The 16,713-nt window shown below is 60.2% G+C and carries 13 protein-coding genes; 7 read left to right on the forward strand and 6 right to left on the reverse strand.

Translation table 11 applies throughout. From position 1 onward, the window contains the following. Positions 1-96 precede the first annotated feature (96 nt). The 6 genes from treC (at position 97) to tadA (ending at position 8,067) form a co-directional block, all read left to right on the forward strand. Positions 97-1,746, forward strand: coding sequence for an alpha,alpha-phosphotrehalase (gene treC / locus ACA055_RS05175; protein ID WP_497682654.1), 1,650 nt, complete (start codon positions 97-99; stop codon positions 1,744-1,746). A 105-nt stretch (positions 1,747-1,851) separates the two neighbouring features. After that, a complete protein-coding gene (locus ACA055_RS05180) occupies positions 1,852-3,075 on the forward strand; it encodes a maltoporin (RefSeq protein ID WP_497682655.1) in 1,224 nt (407 codons plus the stop codon). A gap of 62 nt (positions 3,076-3,137) precedes the next feature. After that, the gene (ptsP, locus tag ACA055_RS05185) at positions 3,138-5,672 is read left to right on the forward strand and encodes a phosphoenolpyruvate--protein phosphotransferase (protein WP_497682656.1); all 2,535 of its coding nucleotides are present in this window, start codon (positions 3,138-3,140) and stop codon (positions 5,670-5,672) included. A 2-nt stretch (positions 5,673-5,674) separates the two neighbouring features. Beyond that, positions 5,675-5,965, forward strand: coding sequence for a PTS sugar transporter subunit IIB (locus ACA055_RS05190; RefSeq protein WP_497682657.1), 291 nt, complete (start codon positions 5,675-5,677; stop codon positions 5,963-5,965). 228 nt (positions 5,966-6,193) lie between these two features. Then, positions 6,194-7,570: a multicopper oxidase family protein gene (locus ACA055_RS05195; protein WP_497682658.1), complete on the forward strand. Its 1,377-nt coding sequence runs from the start codon at positions 6,194-6,196 to the stop codon at positions 7,568-7,570. After that, positions 7,570-8,067, forward strand: a complete 498-nt coding sequence (tadA, locus tag ACA055_RS05200) for a tRNA adenosine(34) deaminase TadA (protein WP_497682659.1) — start codon at positions 7,570-7,572, stop codon at positions 8,065-8,067. Before ACA055_RS05195 ends, tadA begins: the two co-directional genes overlap by 1 nt. A 133-nt stretch (positions 8,068-8,200) precedes the next feature. On the opposite strand, the gene cmoB is transcribed toward tadA, so the two are convergent. The 5 genes from cmoB to lon all read right to left on the reverse strand — a co-directional run bounded on the left by cmoB (position 8,201) and on the right by lon (position 13,755). Then, positions 8,201-9,157, reverse strand: coding sequence for a tRNA 5-methoxyuridine(34)/uridine 5-oxyacetic acid(34) synthase CmoB (gene cmoB, locus ACA055_RS05205; RefSeq protein WP_497682660.1), 957 nt, complete (start codon positions 9,155-9,157; stop codon positions 8,201-8,203). Then, positions 9,154-9,897 carry a carboxy-S-adenosyl-L-methionine synthase CmoA gene (gene cmoA / locus ACA055_RS05210; RefSeq protein ID WP_497682661.1) on the reverse strand — a complete coding sequence of 248 codons (744 nt, stop codon included), beginning with the start codon at positions 9,895-9,897 and terminating at the stop codon, positions 9,154-9,156. The genes cmoB and cmoA overlap by 4 nt, the downstream gene beginning before the upstream one ends. 219 nt (positions 9,898-10,116) lie before the next feature. Then, positions 10,117-10,752: a lysoplasmalogenase gene (locus tag ACA055_RS05215; protein ID WP_497682662.1), complete on the reverse strand. Its 636-nt coding sequence runs from the start codon at positions 10,750-10,752 to the stop codon at positions 10,117-10,119. A 2-nt stretch (positions 10,753-10,754) separates the two neighbouring features. Next, entirely contained in the window at positions 10,755-11,147 is a 393-nt protein-coding gene (locus ACA055_RS05220; protein WP_497682663.1) for a protease inhibitor I42 family protein, read from the reverse strand. Positions 11,148-11,337: 190 nt separating this feature from the next. After that, a complete protein-coding gene (gene lon, locus ACA055_RS05225) occupies positions 11,338-13,755 on the reverse strand; it encodes an endopeptidase La (protein ID WP_497682664.1) in 2,418 nt (805 codons plus the stop codon). 290 nt (positions 13,756-14,045) lie between these two features. On the opposite strand from lon, the gene ACA055_RS05230 reads away from it, so the two are divergent. Then, positions 14,046-15,574 (forward strand): IS3 family transposase gene (locus ACA055_RS05230; RefSeq protein ID WP_497681942.1). Its coding sequence is split into 2 segments (ribosomal slippage): positions 14,046-14,487 and positions 14,487-15,574, totalling 1,530 coding nucleotides; the frame shifts between segments, so codons are not numbered across the junction. A 531-nt stretch (positions 15,575-16,105) separates the two neighbouring features. Here the strand turns inward: ACA055_RS05230 and ACA055_RS05235 are convergent. Then, complete coding sequence (locus tag ACA055_RS05235; protein ID WP_497682665.1) at positions 16,106-16,468, reverse strand: DUF6124 family protein; 363 nt, start codon at positions 16,466-16,468, stop codon at positions 16,106-16,108. Positions 16,469-16,713 lie beyond the last annotated feature (245 nt).

A 16,713-nucleotide genomic window follows, 5' to 3' on the forward strand; every position in this document is an offset into this window, starting at 1 on the left:
GCTTCCACAGGTTGACCGCATTCCAAATGTGGGAGCGGGCTTGCTCGCGAAGGGGCCAGGACAGTCACCGCATTTATTTATTGAAGGAATAGCGCCATGCAAGACTGGCAACGTTCGGTGATCTACCAGATCTACCCGAAGAGTTTTCACAGCCACGCCGGCAACCCCACAGGTGATTTGCTCGGCGTCGTGGCCAAGCTCGATTATCTGCACTGGCTAGGTGTCGATTGCCTGTGGATTACGCCGTTCCTGCGTTCGCCCCAGCGCGATAACGGTTACGACATCAGCGACTACTACGCCATCGACCCGAGTTACGGGACCATGGCCGATTGCGAACTGCTGATCGCCGAGGCCGGCAAGCGCGGGATCAAGTTGATGCTCGATATCGTGGTCAACCACACGTCCATCGAACACACCTGGTTCCAACAGGCCCGCAGCAGCCTCGACAACCCGTACCGCGATTTCTACATCTGGCGTGACCAGCCGAATAATTGGGAGTCCAAATTCGGCGGTTCGGCCTGGGAATATGAAGCGCAGACCGGCCAGTACTTCTTGCACCTGTTCGACCACACCCAGGCCGACCTGAATTGGGACAACCCCCAGGTGCGCGCCGAAGTGTTCAAGATGATGCGTTTCTGGCGTGACAAGGGCGTGGGTGGTTTCCGTCTCGACGTGATCAACCTGATCTCCAAACCGGCGGACTTTCCCGAGGACAACAGCGACGGTCGGCGCTTCTACACCGACGGCCCGAACGTCCACGAATACTTGCAGCAAATGCACCGCGAAGTGTTCGAAGGTCATGACCTGATCAACGTCGGCGAGATGTCTTCCACCAGCCTGGAGCATTGCATTCGTTACTCTCGGCCGGAGTCGAAAGAACTGTCGATGACCTTCAACTTCCATCACCTGAAGGTCGATTACCCGAACCTGCAGAAGTGGATTCGCGCCGACTTCGACTTCCTCGCGCTCAAGCGCATCCTGTCCACCTGGCAGACCGGCATGCAAGCCGGTGGCGGCTGGAACGCGCTGTTCTGGTGTAACCACGATCAGCCTCGCGTGGTCTCGCGTTTTGGCCATGACGGCGAGCATCGGGTGGTGTCGGCGAAGATGCTCGGCACGGCGCTGCACTTCCTCCAGGGCACGCCATTCGTGTATCAGGGCGAGGAGCTGGGCATGACCAATCCCGGCTTCGATCACATCGATCAGTACCGCGATGTCGAGACGCTGAACATCTTCCGGCTCAAGCGTGAGGCGGGTGCAAGCGACGCCGACAACATGGCGGCGATCATGCAGAAGTCCCGGGACAACGGTCGTACGCCGATGCACTGGAACGCTGAACCGAATGCGGGTTTCAGCGTGGCGGAACCCTGGATCGGCGTGCCGGCCAACGCCTCGCAGATCAACGTTGCAACGCAACTTGATGACCCGGATTCGGTGCTGCATCACTACCGTCAACTGATTGCCCTGCGCCGCAGTGAAGCGTTGATGTCCGACGGCGTTTACCGGCAGCTGCTGCCCGAGCACACACGAATCTGGGCGTATGTCCGTGAAGGTCATGGCGAACGTTTGCTGGTGCTGAACAACTTTTACAACACGCCGTGTGAAGTCGAATTGCCGGATGAAGTCCTCAGCGAAGCGATGGGCCAACGCCTGGTGATCAGCAACTACCCGGATTGTCCGCCGCGAAGTCGGCAGGTCTTTTTACGGCCCTATGAGTCGTTCGTTCTGCACCTGACCGACCACTAACGCTCAACCAAAAAAACACTGATTCAAAAAACACGCAGAACGCTGCGCGGGGGAGTTTTGCGCGCCGATTTTGCGGAATCACACAATAAAAATAATGGGTGGCTCTTGAAAACAACAATAAATCGCAGCCTTGTAGCGGCGAGTGTTTGCCTGGTTTTGCCGTTGTCGGCCCAGGCGCTGGAGTTCGGCGGTTACTTGCGCAGTGGGGTCGGCACTTCGGTCAACAGCAGTTCCCAATCGTGTTTTCAATTGCCCGGGGCGCAAACGAAATACCGCTTGGGCAACGAATGCGAGCAATACGCGGAGCTGGAGTTGCGCCAGGATGTGTACACCCTGGACGATGGCTCGGTGGTGAGCGTCGATGGCATGGCGTCGCTGTATAACCAGTACGACCGCAGCCTGACGTTCGAGGAGGACAACGGCTCGATTCGCATGCCCCAGCTGTACGCGCAATGGTCGAATTTGCCGAGCCTCAACGGCGGCTCACTGTGGGCCGGGCGGCGTTACTACAAGCGGAACGATATCCACATTTCCGACTTCTACTACTGGAACCAGAGCGCCACCGGCGGCGGTATCGAGGATGTGCTGATCGGCGATCTGAAATACAGCTACGCGTTCTCGCGCAAGGACAACCTGTACCAGAAGGACTATATCAACCGTCACGATTTCAACGTGGCCGGCTTCAACACCAACCCTGGTGGCGAGCTGGAAGTGGGCTTGAGCTACATCGACAAGCCCGATAGCCGCGACGCCCATCGCGGTTGGGCGATCACTGCCCAGCATGTGCAAAAGGGCTTTCTGGGCGGCAAGAACAAACTGGCCTTTCAGTACGGCGAAGGCCCCGGCACCGGGTTGGGCTATACCGGTAATGTGCAGCTGGACGACAGCAACAAAAGTTACCGAGTGGTGGAGTTCTTCGACTGGCAAGTGACGCCGCGGTTTGGCGGGCAAGTCGAGGCGGTGTACCAGAAAGACATTCGCCAGGATGGCAGCGACCAGAACTGGATTTCCCTGGGCGTGCGCCCGGCCTACGCGATCTCCGAGCAGTTCAAACTGGTGACCGAGCTGGGACATGATCAGGTCGAGGCCACGGGGGGTACGCGCAAGTTGAGCAAATTCACCTTCGCCCCGACCTGGTCGCCCAAAGGCCCGGAATTCTGGCAACGCCCGGAGGTGCGGCTGTATTACACCTATGCCAGTTGGAACGAGGCGGCCAAGCGGGCGGCCAATGAATTGGCGGCGGGTTCGGCGTTGTCCGACACCGGCGCGTTCGGCACGGCGCGCCACGGTGCGAACGTCGGATTGCAAGTCGAGTACTGGTGGAAATAAGCGATGCTGTCGGAGCCTCGCGCTCCATCGGCACTTCAAAGAACAAAACAGCAGGTGACGTCATGGCCACATCCCAACAATTGCAACTGCTCGCGCCTTTGTCCGGCGTGCTGATGCCACTGGATCAAGTGCCCGATCCGGTGTTCTCGACGCGTGTGATCGGCGACGGTCTGTGCATCGACCCGACTTCGCAAACCCTGTGCGCGCCATTGGCCGGGGTGATCAGCAATGTGCAGGCCAGTGGTCATGCCGTCAGCATCACCGACGACAACGGTGTGCAGGTGTTGATGCACATCGGGCTCGACACCGTGAACCTGGCCGGCAAGGGGTTTACCCGGTTGGTGGAGGAAGGCCAGCGGGTCGAGTCGGGGCAGGCGTTGATCGAGTTCGATGCCGATTACATCGCCTTGAATGCGCGCAGTCTGTTGACGTTGATGCTGGTGGTCAGTGGGGAGCCCTTCACGTGGCTGGCGCCGGAAACGGGCGTGGTGGAAAGTGGTCAGCCGCTGCTGAAGTTGAATCCAGCGCAACAGACGGTCGATGAACAGACACCGCAAGAAGTCGAAGCGCTGTTCTCCAAACCGGTGACACTGCCCAATCCCAATGGCTTGCATGCCCGTCCGGCGGCCGTGTTCGCCCAGGCCGCGAAAGGTTTTTCGGCGAGCATTTTCCTGCATAAACAGCAGGACAGTGCGAATGCCAAATCCCTAGTGGCGATCATGGCGTTGCAGACGGCTCACGGCGACAGCTTGCAGGTCAGTGCGGCGGGGGCGGATGCCGACGTGGCGATCAGGACGCTGGCTGAGTTGCTCGTCGCTGGCTGCGGCGAAGTAGTGACGGTAGTGGCTGATGTGGCGCCGGTGGCGACTGAGGCCTCATCGCTGAATGTGCTGCGCGGTGTGTGTGCGTCGGCGGGTTCGGCGTTCGGTCAGGTGGTGCAGATTGCCGAGCAGACCCTTGAGGTGAGCGAGTCCGGCGAGGGGTCGCAGGTTGAGCGCGAGCGTCTGTCCGCTGCCTTGGCTCAAGCGCTGCTGGACCTGCAGCAGTTGCGTGACAACGCGACGGGCGATGCGCAGGCCGAAATCTTCAAGGCCCATCAGGAACTGCTCGAAGATCCGAGTCTGCTGGATCAGGCTCAGGCATTGATCACCGACGGCAAAAGCGCCGCGTTCGCCTGGCGCGCGGCCACCGAGACTACGGCAGCGCTGTTCAAGAGCCTCGGCAGTCCGTTGCTGGCGGAACGCGCAGCAGACCTCGCTGACGTCGGCCAACGGGTGCTCAAGCGAATCCTCGGTGTGCAGGATCAGGTGATGGAGCTGCCGGACGGAGCGATTCTGATCGCCGAGCAACTCACGCCGTCCCAGACCGCCGGGCTCGATACCCGCAAAGTGCTGGGTTTCGCCACGGTCGGCGGCGGGGCAACTAGCCACGTGGCGATTCTCGCCCGGGCCTTCGGTTTGCCGGCCATCTGCGGGTTGCCCGTGCAAGTTTTGGCGCTGGCCAACGGCACTCAGGTATTGCTCGATGCCGACAAGGGCGAGCTGCACCTGGACCCGGAACCGACCGCCATCGAGCAGTTGCAAGCCCATCGACAGCGGCAGCAGAAACGCCATCAGCATGAGCTGGCAAACGCCGAACTGGCCGCCTGTACCCGCGACGGTCACCACGTCGACGTGACAGCCAACGTCGCTTCGCTCAGCGAAACCGAGCAGGCCATGACCCTGGGCGGTGAGGGCGTCGGTCTGTTGCGTTCGGAGTTTCTGTATCTGGATCGCCACCATGCCCCGAGCCATGAAGAACAGGCCTCCACTTACAGCGCTATCGCCCGCGCACTGGGGCCAGCCCGCAGCCTGGTGGTGCGCACACTGGATGTCGGCGGCGACAAACCCCTGGCCTACGTGCCGATGGACAGCGAGACCAATCCTTTCCTCGGCATGCGCGGGATTCGCTTGTGCCTGGAGCGTCCGCAGCTGTTGCGCGATCAGTTCAAGGCGATCCTGAGCTGCGCCGGACTGGCCCGTCTGCACATCATGTTGCCGATGGTCACGCAGCTGTCGGAGCTGCGCCTGGCGCGACAGCTGCTGGAAGAAGAGGCGCTGGCACTGGGGCTCACCGAGCTGCCGAAACAGGGGATCATGATCGAAGTGCCGGCAGCAGCGCTGATGGCGGATCTGTTTGCGCCGGAGGTGGATTTCTTCTCCATCGGCACCAACGATCTGACCCAATACACCTTGGCCATGGACCGCGATCACCCGCGTCTGGCCAGCCAGGCTGACAGCTTTCATCCGTCGGTGCTGCGGTTGATCGCCAGCACCGTGAAAGCGGCCCATGCCCATGGCAAATGGGTCGGTGTGTGTGGCGCCATGGCGTCCGAGACGCTGGCGGTGCCGCTGTTGTTGGGGCTTGGGGTGGATGAGTTGTCGGTGAGTGTGCCGTTGATACCGGCGATCAAAGCGGCGGTTCGCGAAGTGGATCTGGCGGATTGCCAAGCCATCGCTCAGCAAGTGCTGGGCCTGGAAAGTGCCGAACAGGTGCGCGAGGCCTTGCGGCTGTATCACGAGGCGACGGTCGATACTTCACTGATTCTGGAGAACTGAACATGTTCGAGAAAATGCAGCGGGCGTTCTGGAAAGCGTTGACTCCGGATCTGGTAGCGGATGAGCCGAAGGTGGTTGCCCAGCCGGTTTCCGGGTTGGCGCCGACTGTCGTGGCGGCGTTGGGCGGTGTGGATAACCTCAAGTCGCAGCAGCCAGTGGCACTGACCCGGGTGCGGGTGGAGTTGCGGGATGTGGGGCGGATGGATCGGCAGGCGTTAACGATGGCGGGTGTACCGGGCGTCATGACGCTGGATAACGGGGTGGTGCATCTGATCACCGGCCTTCAAGCGTAAGGTATTCCTGTGGGAGCGGCCTTGCCCGCGAAGAGGCCGTCACATCCAACATCCATGGTGACTGACCCACCGCTTTCGCGAGCAAGCTCGCCCACAGGTGCATTGCCAGCCGTGCTTTGACTGCGACCAGTCGCCGCCCCGCCCTTACTGTTTCTCAACCGCAGGTGTATCGTATTCGCCTTTTACAGGCCTGCGGGCCTGTCGCTGATACGTGAGGTAGTTGAGTTCATGTCCTTTACCCGTCGACAAATACTCGGTGGTCTGGCCGGTCTTGTGGTGGTTGGCGTGGGGGCGGGGGGCGCGTCGCGTTACTGGCTGGGTAAAATGGCCGACGCCGAGGCAGGTCACGACTATGAGCTGATCGCCGCGCCGCTGGACGTCGAACTGGTGGCCGGGCACAAGACCCCAGCCTGGGCGTTCGGCCCGTCGGCGCCGGGCACCGAATTGCGGGTCCGTCAGGGTGAATGGTTGCGGGTGCGCTTCATCAACCACCTGCCGGTCGCGACCACCATCCACTGGCACGGCATCCGCCTGCCGCTGGAAATGGACGGCGTCCCTTATGTCTCGCAGCTGCCGGTCCTGCCGGGCGAATACTTCGACTACAAATTCCGCGTGCCGGACGCCGGTAGCTACTGGTATCACCCGCATGTGAACAGCAGCGAAGAACTCGGCCGTGGCCTCGTCGGCCCGCTGATCATCGAAGAGCGCGAGCCGACCGGTTTCAAATTCGAACAGACCCTGAGCCTCAAGAGCTGGCATGTCGATGAAGAAGGCGCGTTCGTCGCGTTCAGCATTCCTCGCGAGGCGGCGCGTGGCGGCACGGCGGGACGTTTGTCGACCATCAACGGCGTCTCGCAAGCGGTGATCGACTTGCCTGCCGGGCAGATCACCCGGGTGCGTCTGCTCAACCTCGATAACACCCTGACTTATCGCCTCAACATTCCCGGCGTCGAAGCGCAGATCTACGCGCTGGACGGTAACCCCATCGAGCCGCGGCCGCTGGGCAAGGAATACTGGCTCGGCCCCGGCATGCGCATCTGCCTGGCGATCAAGGCACCACCGGCCGGTGAAGAACTGTCCCTGCGCAACGGCCCGGTGCGCTTGGGTACATTGCGCTCGGTGGCCAACACCGACGCGCCAACCGCATGGCCGCCTGCATTGCCCGCCAACCCAGTGGCCGAACCAGACCTGGCCAATGCAGAGAAACTCAACTTCAATTTCGAATGGGTGGGCTCGGTGTCGGTGAACGTCGACAACGGTAAGCCGCCGAGCCTGTGGCAGATCAACGGCAAGGCCTGGGACATCACCGACAAGACCTGCGCTGACCGCCCGATTGCCAAGCTTGTGAAGGGCAAGAGCTACATTTTCGAATTGAAGAACATGACTCAGTATCAGCATCCGATCCACTTGCACGGCATGAGCTTCAAGGTCATCGCTTCGAACCGGCACAAGGTCATCCCGTACTTCACCGACACCTACTTGTTGGGCAAGAACGAACGCGCACAAGTGGCGCTGGTGGCGGATAACCCGGGGGTGTGGATGTTCCATTGCCATGTGATCGACCACATGGAAACCGGCCTGATGGCCGCCATCGAGGTGGCCTGATGCGTCAGATACGCCCGACAGCAATCATTGACCGCAGTCGCGATCGTGATTTCATGCACGAAGCCCTGGCCCTGGCCGCTCAAGGGGCAAAGCTGGGCGAAGTGCCGGTGGGTGCGGTGCTGGTGCAGGACGGTGAAATCATCGGCCGCGGCTTCAATTGCCCGATCAGCGGCAACGACCCGAGTGCACACGCCGAAATGGTCGCGATCCGCGCCGCCGCCCAGGCCGCCAGCAACTACCGTCTGCCGGGTAGCACGCTCTACGTGACGCTTGAACCGTGCAGCATGTGCGCCGGGCTGATCGTGCATTCGCGGATTGCGCGAGTGGTGTATGGCGCTTTAGAGCCCAAGGCCGGGATTGTGCAGAGCCAGGGGCAGTTTTTTACCCAAGGCTTTTTGAATCACCGGGTGTTGTTTGAGGGCGGGGTGTTGGCGGAGGAGTGCGGGGCGGTGTTGAGTGAGTTCTTCAAGGCCCGACGCGCGAAACCAACAGACTAAACACCAAACCAATGTGGGAGCGGGCTTGCTCGCGAATGCGGTTTACCATTCAACGGGAATGTTGACTGACCCACCGCTTTCGCGAGCAAGCCCGCTCCCACATTTTGATCTCCATTGGTGGGGAGATCGGGGATTATTTACGAGCCACAATCACCGCGCGCATCGGCGCCGGCAGACCTTCAATCGTCTTGCTGTGGTCTTCGGGATCAAGGAAGTCGCTCAGCGACTGATACTTCATCCACTCCGTCCCGCGCTGTTCTTCCACCGTAGTCACGCTGACATCCACGCATTTCACATCGGTGAACCCGGCACGTCGCAGCCACAGTTCGAGCGCCGGCACCGATGGCAGGAACCACACGTTTCGCATCTGCGCATACCGGTCTTCCGGCACCAATACCTGCTGCTGATCGCCTTCGATCACCAGCGTCTCCAGCACCAGTTCACCGCCCTTGACCAGGCAATCCTTCAGCGCCAGCAAATGCTCGATCGGCGAACGACGGTGGTAGAACACGCCCATGGAAAACACCGTGTCGAAGCCTTCCAGGTTCGGCGGCAAGTCTTCGAAAGGAAACGGCAGGTGCCAGGCATTGGGCTCCGATAGATAACGCTGCACCGCCTGGAACTGGCAGAAGAACAGCCAGTTCGGATCGACCCCGATCACGCTATCGGCACCGGCGCCGAGCATGCGCCACATGTAATAGCCGTTGCCGCAGCCGACATCGAGGATGCGCTTGCCCTTCAGGTCCAGATGCGGCGCGACCCGCGACCATTTCCAGTCCGAGCGCCATTCGGTGTCGACGTGCACGCCAAACAGGTCGAACGGCCCTTTGCGCCACGGCGACAATCCCATCAACGCGGTGCGCATCTGCGCACGGGTTTCATCGTCGCAATGGGTGTCCAGCATGAGGCCGTTCAGCAGGTCGACTTCGCTCGGCTGGATCTTCGGCAACGCGTCCAGCGCGCTTTGCCAGCGCTCCAAGTCGCCGTGACCCTTTTCCATTTTCTTGTCGAGTTGCGCTTGCAGGGTGTTGGCCCAATCGGCCAGCGGGGTGCCGGCCAGACGACGGGCAAGGGGGGACAGATCAATCATGGCAAGGCAATCAACGAGGCAAAGTTAAGACACTGGAACCATGGCACGACTTTCGAGAACCCGGCAGCCAACAGGCGCTCGCGGTGTTCTTCGAGGCTGTCGGGCTTCATGACATTTTCGATGGCGCTGCGCTTCTGGGCGATTTCCAGTTCGCTGTAGCCGTTGGCGCGTTTGAAGGCCACATGCAACTCGGTGAGCAGCGCGTGTTCTTCGGGGTCGTTGAAACGCAGCTTTTCCGACAGAATCAGCGCACCGCCGGGCAGCAGCGACTGGCGGATGCGCGCGAGCAACGCGGTGCGCTGGTCCGGGGCGATGAATTGCAGGGTGAAGTTCAGCGCCACCACGGAGGCAGGCTGGAATTGCAGGGCGAGGATGTCGCCTTCGATCACTTCGACGGGCAGCAACTCCTGAAACATCGAGTCCTGACCATTGAGGTATTCGCGGCAGCGTTCGACCATCGCCGCCGAGTTATCCACAGCGATGACGCGACAGCCGTCGGTGCGCACGTGGCGGCGCAAGGCTTGCGTGACAGCGCCAAGGGACGAGCCCAAGTCGTAGAGCACGCTGTTGGGCTGGGCGAATTGCGCGGCGAGCACGCCAAGGTTTTCCACGATGGTCGGATAACCCGGCACCGAGCGCTTGATCATGTCCGGGAACACCCGCACCACGTCCTCGTTAAAGGCGAAGTCGGGCACCTGGGCCAAAGGCTGGGCGAAAAGGCGATCGGGGTCTTTGCTCACGGCGGTTCCAGCGGTGTAGGTGGAAAAGGCCGGCATTTTAGCCAAATTGACGGGGGGATGCGCGGGTTGTCTGATAAACGCCGGGGAGGGGCGTTGAGCTCCGCGTGTTCAGTGATACCGCTTTCGCGAGCAAGCCCGCTCCCACAGTGGTTTTGAGTCGCACACAAGAACTGTGTCCGGCACCGATCAAATGTGGGAGCGGGCTTGCTCGCGAAAGATTCAGCGCGGTTTCTGAGTGAACGCCGAAGCGGTGATACCCCACTGGCCCAACCAATAGCTGAGGATAATCACGTAAGGCGCTGCATTAAACGGCGCAACAAACCGATTGATGCCAATCACGCTGTCGGAAAACACAAACGCCACGGCGCCCGCCGCCGCCAGCAGCGCCGAACGTTTGGGCACGTCGGTGCCGAGTCGGGCCAGCGCTCGCCAGAGCATGGCGCTGATCGCCAGGCCATAAACGATCACCGGCACCAGCAACGGACCCAAACCGTTTGAAATCAGAATCCCCAGCAGAACAGCGCCGACACCAAGGGCAATGATAAGCGGCACCACGGCCAGCCGCCGGCAATCGCTCAAGTAGGCTTTCAGGTAGGCCAGGTGCGCGACCAGAAACGCGCCGAGGCCAAACACGAACAAATCCACCGGCCACGCCAGCAACACATCGCCGACCAGAGAGAAAATCAAGCCAAGGCTGATCCAGCGCCGATACTCGCTGGGCGGTGCGTCGTGCAGCCAACCGAGCAGGGCCAGCACCGGCATCGGCTTGACCAGCAGGCACAGCAGCGTCGCATGCACGCTGAGGCCATACAGAAAGCTCACCGCGCCCATCAGCGCCAGAATCAGCCAACCCATGATCAGTTAACCGAGATCGCGCAATCGAAGGTATCCACTGCCGGTACTTCCGGTGCCCACGGTTGCTGGGAGGTCAGACGCAAACGTCCCGAACCGTTAGTGAATGCCTGGAAGCGCCAGGTCGAGATCCCGGCCGCGCCGACTACGCCGGCATCTTCCGGATTGCTGTAGACCTCGGGGCTGAGCGCACGCAACACGCCACCGGCCGAGTCCTGGATCGCCCAGCGATAACCCGTGGTCGGGTTGCTGGGCAGGGTCAGGATCAGGTTTTGCCCATTCGTGAGCTTCACGGGGCATTCGCTTTGTTTTTCCACGGTCACGTTCTGTTTCGGCTGCGAGGCACAAGCGGCCAGCAGGGCGAGGGCGAGGGGGACAAACAGGCGAATGGGGGACATGGGATCAGCGGCTCCGGCGTTGACGACGAACGGCGAGCATAACTGAAGATGAGACAAATTGTGACGGCGACGGGAGAGTTGTCGTTGTCAGTGCCGACGCCTTCGCGAGCAAGCCCGCTCCCACAGGGTCAGTGATAAACCTGTGGGAGCGGGTTTGCTCTCGAAAGCAATCGTAGGCGCTACATGACTGTCAGAACAACAACTTCGCCACATCCGCAAACCGCTTGGCGAAGTGTGCGGTGATGCCTTCTTTCAAATAGTCCGGCAGTTCCTCGAAGTTGCCACGGTTGGCTTCCGGCAAAATCAGCTCGAATATCTTCTGCCGCCGCGCGGCAATCACTTTCTCGCGCACCCCGCCAATGGGCAGAACATGCCCGGTCAACGTCAATTCCCCGGTCATGGCCACGCCTTTTTTCGGCGCCTGGTTGCGCGCCAGGGACAGCAGGGCGCTGGCCATGGTCACGCCAGCGCTCGGTCCGTCTTTCGGGGTGGCGCCTTCCGGTACATGCAGGTGGACGAACGCTTCGTCGAAGAACTTCGGATCACCGCCAAACGACTTCAGATTGGAACTGACGTAGCTGTAGGCGATTTCCGCCGACTCCTTCATCACATCGCCCAGTTGCCCGGTGAGTTTGAAACCACGGTTGAGGGTGTGAATCCGCGTCGCTTCGATCGGCAAGGTCGCACCGCCCATGCTGGTCCAGGCCAGGCCAGTGATCACGCCGGTGCCGGACAGCACTTGTTCGTTGCGGAACACCGGGCGGCCGAGGGAGGTTTCCAGGTCTTTCGGACCGAGCTTGATCACGGCTTTCGGCTCGTCGATCAGCTTCATCACGGCTTTACGCACCAGTTTGCCGAGGTTTTTTTCCAACTGACGGACGCCGGCTTCACGGGCATAGCCGTCGATCAGCGCTTTGAGGGCGGTGTCGCTGATGGCCAGGCTGCCTTTGGACACACCGGCTTTCTCAAGTTGTTTCGGCCACAGGTGACGCTTGGCGATGGCGATCTTTTCTTCGGTGATGTAACCCGACAGGCGGATTATTTCCATTCGGTCCAGCAAGGGGCCGGGGATCGAGTCCAGGGTGTTGGCGGTGCAGATGAACAGCACTTTCGACAGGTCCAGGCGCAAGTCCAGGTAGTGGTCGAGGAATTCGACGTTCTGTTCCGGGTCGAGAGTTTCCAGCAGCGCCGAGGCCGGGTCGCCCTGGTAGCTCTGGCCCATCTTGTCGATCTCGTCGAGCATGATCACCGGGTTCATCACTTCGACGTCTTTCAACGCCTGCACGAGTTTGCCCGGCTGCGCGCCGATGTAGGTGCGGCGGTGGCCCTTGATCTCGGCTTCGTCACGCATGCCGCCGAGGCTGAAACGGTAGAACGGCCGGCCCAGGGATTCGGCAATGGATTTGCCGACGCTGGTCTTGCCCACGCCCGGCGGCCCCACCAGTAGCACGATGGAGCCACTGATTTCGCCTTTGTATGCACCAACCGCGAGAAACTCGAGAATCCGCTCCTTGATGTCGTCGAGGCCGGCATGGTGTTTATCCAGCACCTTGCGCGCATGTTTGAGGTCGAGTTTGTCCTCGCCATACACGCCCCAGGGCACCGAGGTCGCCCAGTCGAGGTAGTTGCGGGTCACCGCGTATTCCGGCGAACCGGTCTCGAGGATCGACAGCTTGTTCAATTCCTCTTCGATGCGTTTCTGCGCCTGCGGCGACAAGACCTTGCCTTCCAGCCGTTGTTCGAACTGCTCGATATCGGCGCTGCGGTCGTCCTTGGTCAAACCCAGCTCTTGCTGGATAACCTTGAGCTGTTCTTTGAGGAAGAACTCGCGCTGATGCTCGCCGATCTTGCGGTTAACTTCGGCGGAGATTTCTTTCTGCAGGCGCGCGACTTCGACTTCTTTGCGCAACATCGGCAGGACTTTTTCCATGCGCTTGAGCATGGGTACGCAGTCGAGCACTTCCTGCAGCTCGCTGCCGGTGGCCGAGGTGAGGGCGGCGGCGAAGTCCGTCAGCGGCGACGGGTCGTTGGGGCTGAAGCGGTTGAGGTAGTTCTTGAGTTCTTCGCTGTACAGCGGGTTGAGCGGCAGCAGCTCTTTGATCGCGTTGATCAGCGCCATGCCGTAGGCCTTGACCTCGTCGGTCGGCTCGGTTGGCTGGTGCGGGTATTCGACTTCCACCAGGTACGGCGGGCGATGGTGTTTGAGCCAGGTGCGGATGCGCACACGGGTCAGGCCTTGGGCGACGAATTGCAGTTTGCCGTTTTCGCGACTGGCGTGGTGCACCTTGACCAGCGTGCCGTAGAGCGGCAGGGCCGAGGTGTCGAAATGGCGCGGGTCTTCCTGGGGCGTGTCCATGTAGAACAGGGCCAGGGAGTGGTGGTCGGATTTGCTCACCAGGTCCAGGGTTTCGGCCCAGGGTTCTTCGTTAACGATGACCGGCAGTACTTGGGCCGGGAAGAACGGGCGATTGTGGATCGGGATGATGTAGACCTTGTCCGGCAGGTTCTGGCCTGGCAGGGCGAGGCCTTTGCCGGTGGAGTGGTGTTCGGCGTTCTCTGGGTCGGCGTATTCGCTCGGGTCTTCGGGGAATTCTTGCTGGTCGCTCATGGGGCACCTGCGCAATGGGGTATGGGTCTTAGATGGGGCAGGTGGGGGGTGGTTTCAATGGCTGGCGATATTTCTGGGTGTGTGTTCAGGGTTTGGACAGGTGCTTTGACTTGGCGGCCTTTGGGCCGACCATGTTGTGGGTTGACTGGGTATATATCCATTCCTGCGGTAACGGCCACTTATGGTTTCGCTTTTACAGCGAGTCCCTTTTGGCAAACGCCCTCCGTGTCAGGCTACCTGTCGCCCTTGTTGATTGACTCATTCATTCAAGAGGGCGAAGGTGTTTTGCAATGTCCAAGCGCTATGACGAAGACTTCAAAGATTGGGTCGTTCTGCAAATGATGCCGCCCCTCAATCGCTCAGTGGCGGAACTCGCCGTTGCGCTTAATCTCACGCCTCAGTCACTGCGAAACTGGAGACAAATGGCTAGAGATAAAGGTTTGATCGTGCCGGGAAACGGCAAGACCAGTGATCAATGGTCCAGCGCCGATAAATTCAACGCTGTGATGGAAACCGCACCGTTGAGTGAGGTGGAAACCTCTCAATACTGCCGGATCAAGGGCATCTACCCGGAGCAAATCCGTCAATGGCGCGAGACCTGCCAAAACGCCAATATTCTTGCTGATCTGAAACCCAGCGTAGAGAAAACTGCCGAGCAACGGCGGATTAAAGAGTTGGAACGTCAGTTGATCCGGTCAGATGCTGGACGTGCTGAGGCGGAGGCTTTGCTGGAACTCAGAAAAAAAGCCAATGCGATCTGGGGCAAGGACAAGGAAGACTGATCGACGCCTCTGATCGTACGCAAGCCATGAAGTTGATTGCAGACGCGGTGCTGAATGGCGCTCGTCGATATCGAGCGTGCAATGAGTTGGGGTTGAGCCTGCGCACAGTCCAACGCTGGCGACACGCTGGCTGTGATCGACGACGACTGGCTCAACGGGCAGCTCCGGCTAATAAGCTCAGTGAGACAGAACGCCAAGCGGTGCTTGATGCTGCCAATCAGGCTGGCTACGCCAGCCTCACCCCGCACCAAATCGTTCCTAAGCTGGCCGATGCAGGCATCTACCTGGCCTCGGAGTCGACGTTTTATCGTGTGTTAAAAGCAGCCAATCAAAACGTGCGTCGCGGCAGAACCAAAGCCCCGAAACGCAGGGTGCTGACGACGCATCGCGCTGACAGCCCCAATCAGGTGTGGTGCTGGGATATCACCTGGTTGCCTAGTACCGTCAGAGGTCGGTTTTTCTACTGGTACATGGTCAAGGATGTTTACAGCCGCAAGCTGGTCGCCAATGAAGTACATGAGGTGGAGTGCGCCGAACACGCGTGCGAACTGCTCAGGAAGGGGTGCTTACGTGAACACACAGCGGGTCGTTCGCTGGTGCTGCACTCGGATAACGGGCACGTGATGAGAGGTTCTTTGTTGCGTGAAAGTATGGTTGCGCTGGGCGTCGAGCCATCCTTTAGCCGGCCAAGGGTGAGCAACGATAACGCCTATGCCGAGGCACTTTTCCGCACCGCCAAGTACTGCCCACTCTGGCCGGATCAACCTTTTGATACGGTCACTGATGCAAGGCTTTGGGTGCAGAAATTCATAGAGTGGTACAACGAAGATCACCGCCACAGCGCCTTGAAATATGTGACGCCGAACGAACGTCACGAAGGCAAAGCGACGGTTTTATTACAAGCTAGAGCAGCACTTTATGAAGATGCCAGGGAAGCTAATCCGAATCGCTGGAGTACTCGGACACGGAACTGGAAGCTGGCAGATGCGGTGTATTTAAACCCAGAGCGCCCTGAAGTTAAGGGCGCAATGGGCTAGTCGCAGCTGTACTAAGGCGACAGGTACCTTGACACGTACCGAACGCCCCAAAAGGAACCAAAAGGTCTCGCCCCGAGCGTCCGGCCCCTCGCTAAAGCTCGGCGTTCCTTCGCTCCGGCATTCATCCGGGGACACTGCCCTCCGGTCTGCTTCGCGACGACCTACATGCAATGTGTTCGACTGCGTCGAACGGCGCTGTGCGCCAATCCCCAGATGAACACCTCCACTCAGCCTCCCGAAGGGGCGGGTGGATCAAGATCAAGAGCTGCAGGCGAGCTAACGCTCGGCCTGATGAGTGGTTCAGAGCGGGCGGGTTTACACCGAAATACGGTGGGACCGGCTTGCCTGCGAAGGCGGCCTGACGGCCGACCAGTCTCTTGCGTCTTATGTTGATCGTTCCCTCGCTCCGCGTGGGAATGCCGCCAAGGATGCTCCGCGTTCCGCTTTCGGATGTGACGCAGAGCGTCACGGGATGCATTCCTTTGCTGCGCGTGGGAACGATCAACAAATCGTGGCGAGGGAGCACTGCGTCTACTGAAGGGGATCGATTTGATCCAGCACTCGGTTCGCCGTGATTTCCGCGAGCATGATGCTGTTTGAAATACCCAGCAGGGCATTGCGCGAGCCTCCGTCAAGATGGTCCACCAAGTGATGGACCATCACATCGACCGAGGCCAGCGTCTCGACCAGATAAACCACGAGGGTTTCGGTCGTGGCCTCCGGGTCCACTGTGAACAGGGTGCTGGGCGTGCGTGGGGTGGCTTTGATGTCGGCGGTCGACGGGAAGTGGAAGTCGAGGGCGCGTTCGGCGGCGTCGTGCAGTTTTTTCGAATCGGTGGATTCGTAGGGGGAAACGGCGTCGGTTTCGGGGGGATTTGGGGTTGCTTTGAACATGGTGACACTCCGAATGAAAGATTTGGCTACCACAGATCGCTGCGACGCGATTTGAAGGAGGCAGCTGTACGCGGGGTCGCAGACCGAGCCATTCGGAAACCCGGCATACCCGAAGGTATCCCACGCACAGCCACCATCAAGCCAAACAACTAGCACCGAAGCACTGCGGTTGGGGCCGGCGATTATGCACCAAATGAACTGAACGGACTGCGACGCCCGGTCGCTGATTTACAGCGACGCCAAAA

This window comes from Pseudomonas sp. LBUM1657 (assembly GCF_059716075.1).

Bases quoted from the DNA above. Each gene is read 5' to 3' on its own strand.
- treC (WP_497682654.1), top strand. From the start codon at position 97: ATGCAAGACTGGCAACGTTCGGTGATCTACCAGATCTACCCGAAGAGT.
- ptsP (WP_497682656.1), top strand. From the start codon at position 3,138: ATGGCCACATCCCAACAATTGCAACTGCTCGCGCCTTTGTCCGGCGTG.
- ACA055_RS05190 (WP_497682657.1), top strand. From the start codon at position 5,675: ATGTTCGAGAAAATGCAGCGGGCGTTCTGGAAAGCGTTGACTCCGGAT.
- ACA055_RS05195 (WP_497682658.1), top strand. From the start codon at position 6,194: ATGTCCTTTACCCGTCGACAAATACTCGGTGGTCTGGCCGGTCTTGTG.
- tadA (WP_497682659.1), top strand. From the start codon at position 7,570: ATGCGTCAGATACGCCCGACAGCAATCATTGACCGCAGTCGCGATCGT.
- cmoB (WP_497682660.1), bottom strand. From the start codon at position 9,157: ATGATTGATCTGTCCCCCCTTGCCCGTCGTCTGGCCGGCACCCCGCTG.
- ACA055_RS05215 (WP_497682662.1), bottom strand. From the start codon at position 10,752: ATGGGTTGGCTGATTCTGGCGCTGATGGGCGCGGTGAGCTTTCTGTAT.
- ACA055_RS05220 (WP_497682663.1), bottom strand. From the start codon at position 11,147: ATGTCCCCCATTCGCCTGTTTGTCCCCCTCGCCCTCGCCCTGCTGGCC.
- lon (WP_497682664.1), bottom strand. From the start codon at position 13,755: ATGAGCGACCAGCAAGAATTCCCCGAAGACCCGAGCGAATACGCCGAC.
- ACA055_RS05235 (WP_497682665.1), bottom strand. From the start codon at position 16,468: ATGTTCAAAGCAACCCCAAATCCCCCCGAAACCGACGCCGTTTCCCCC.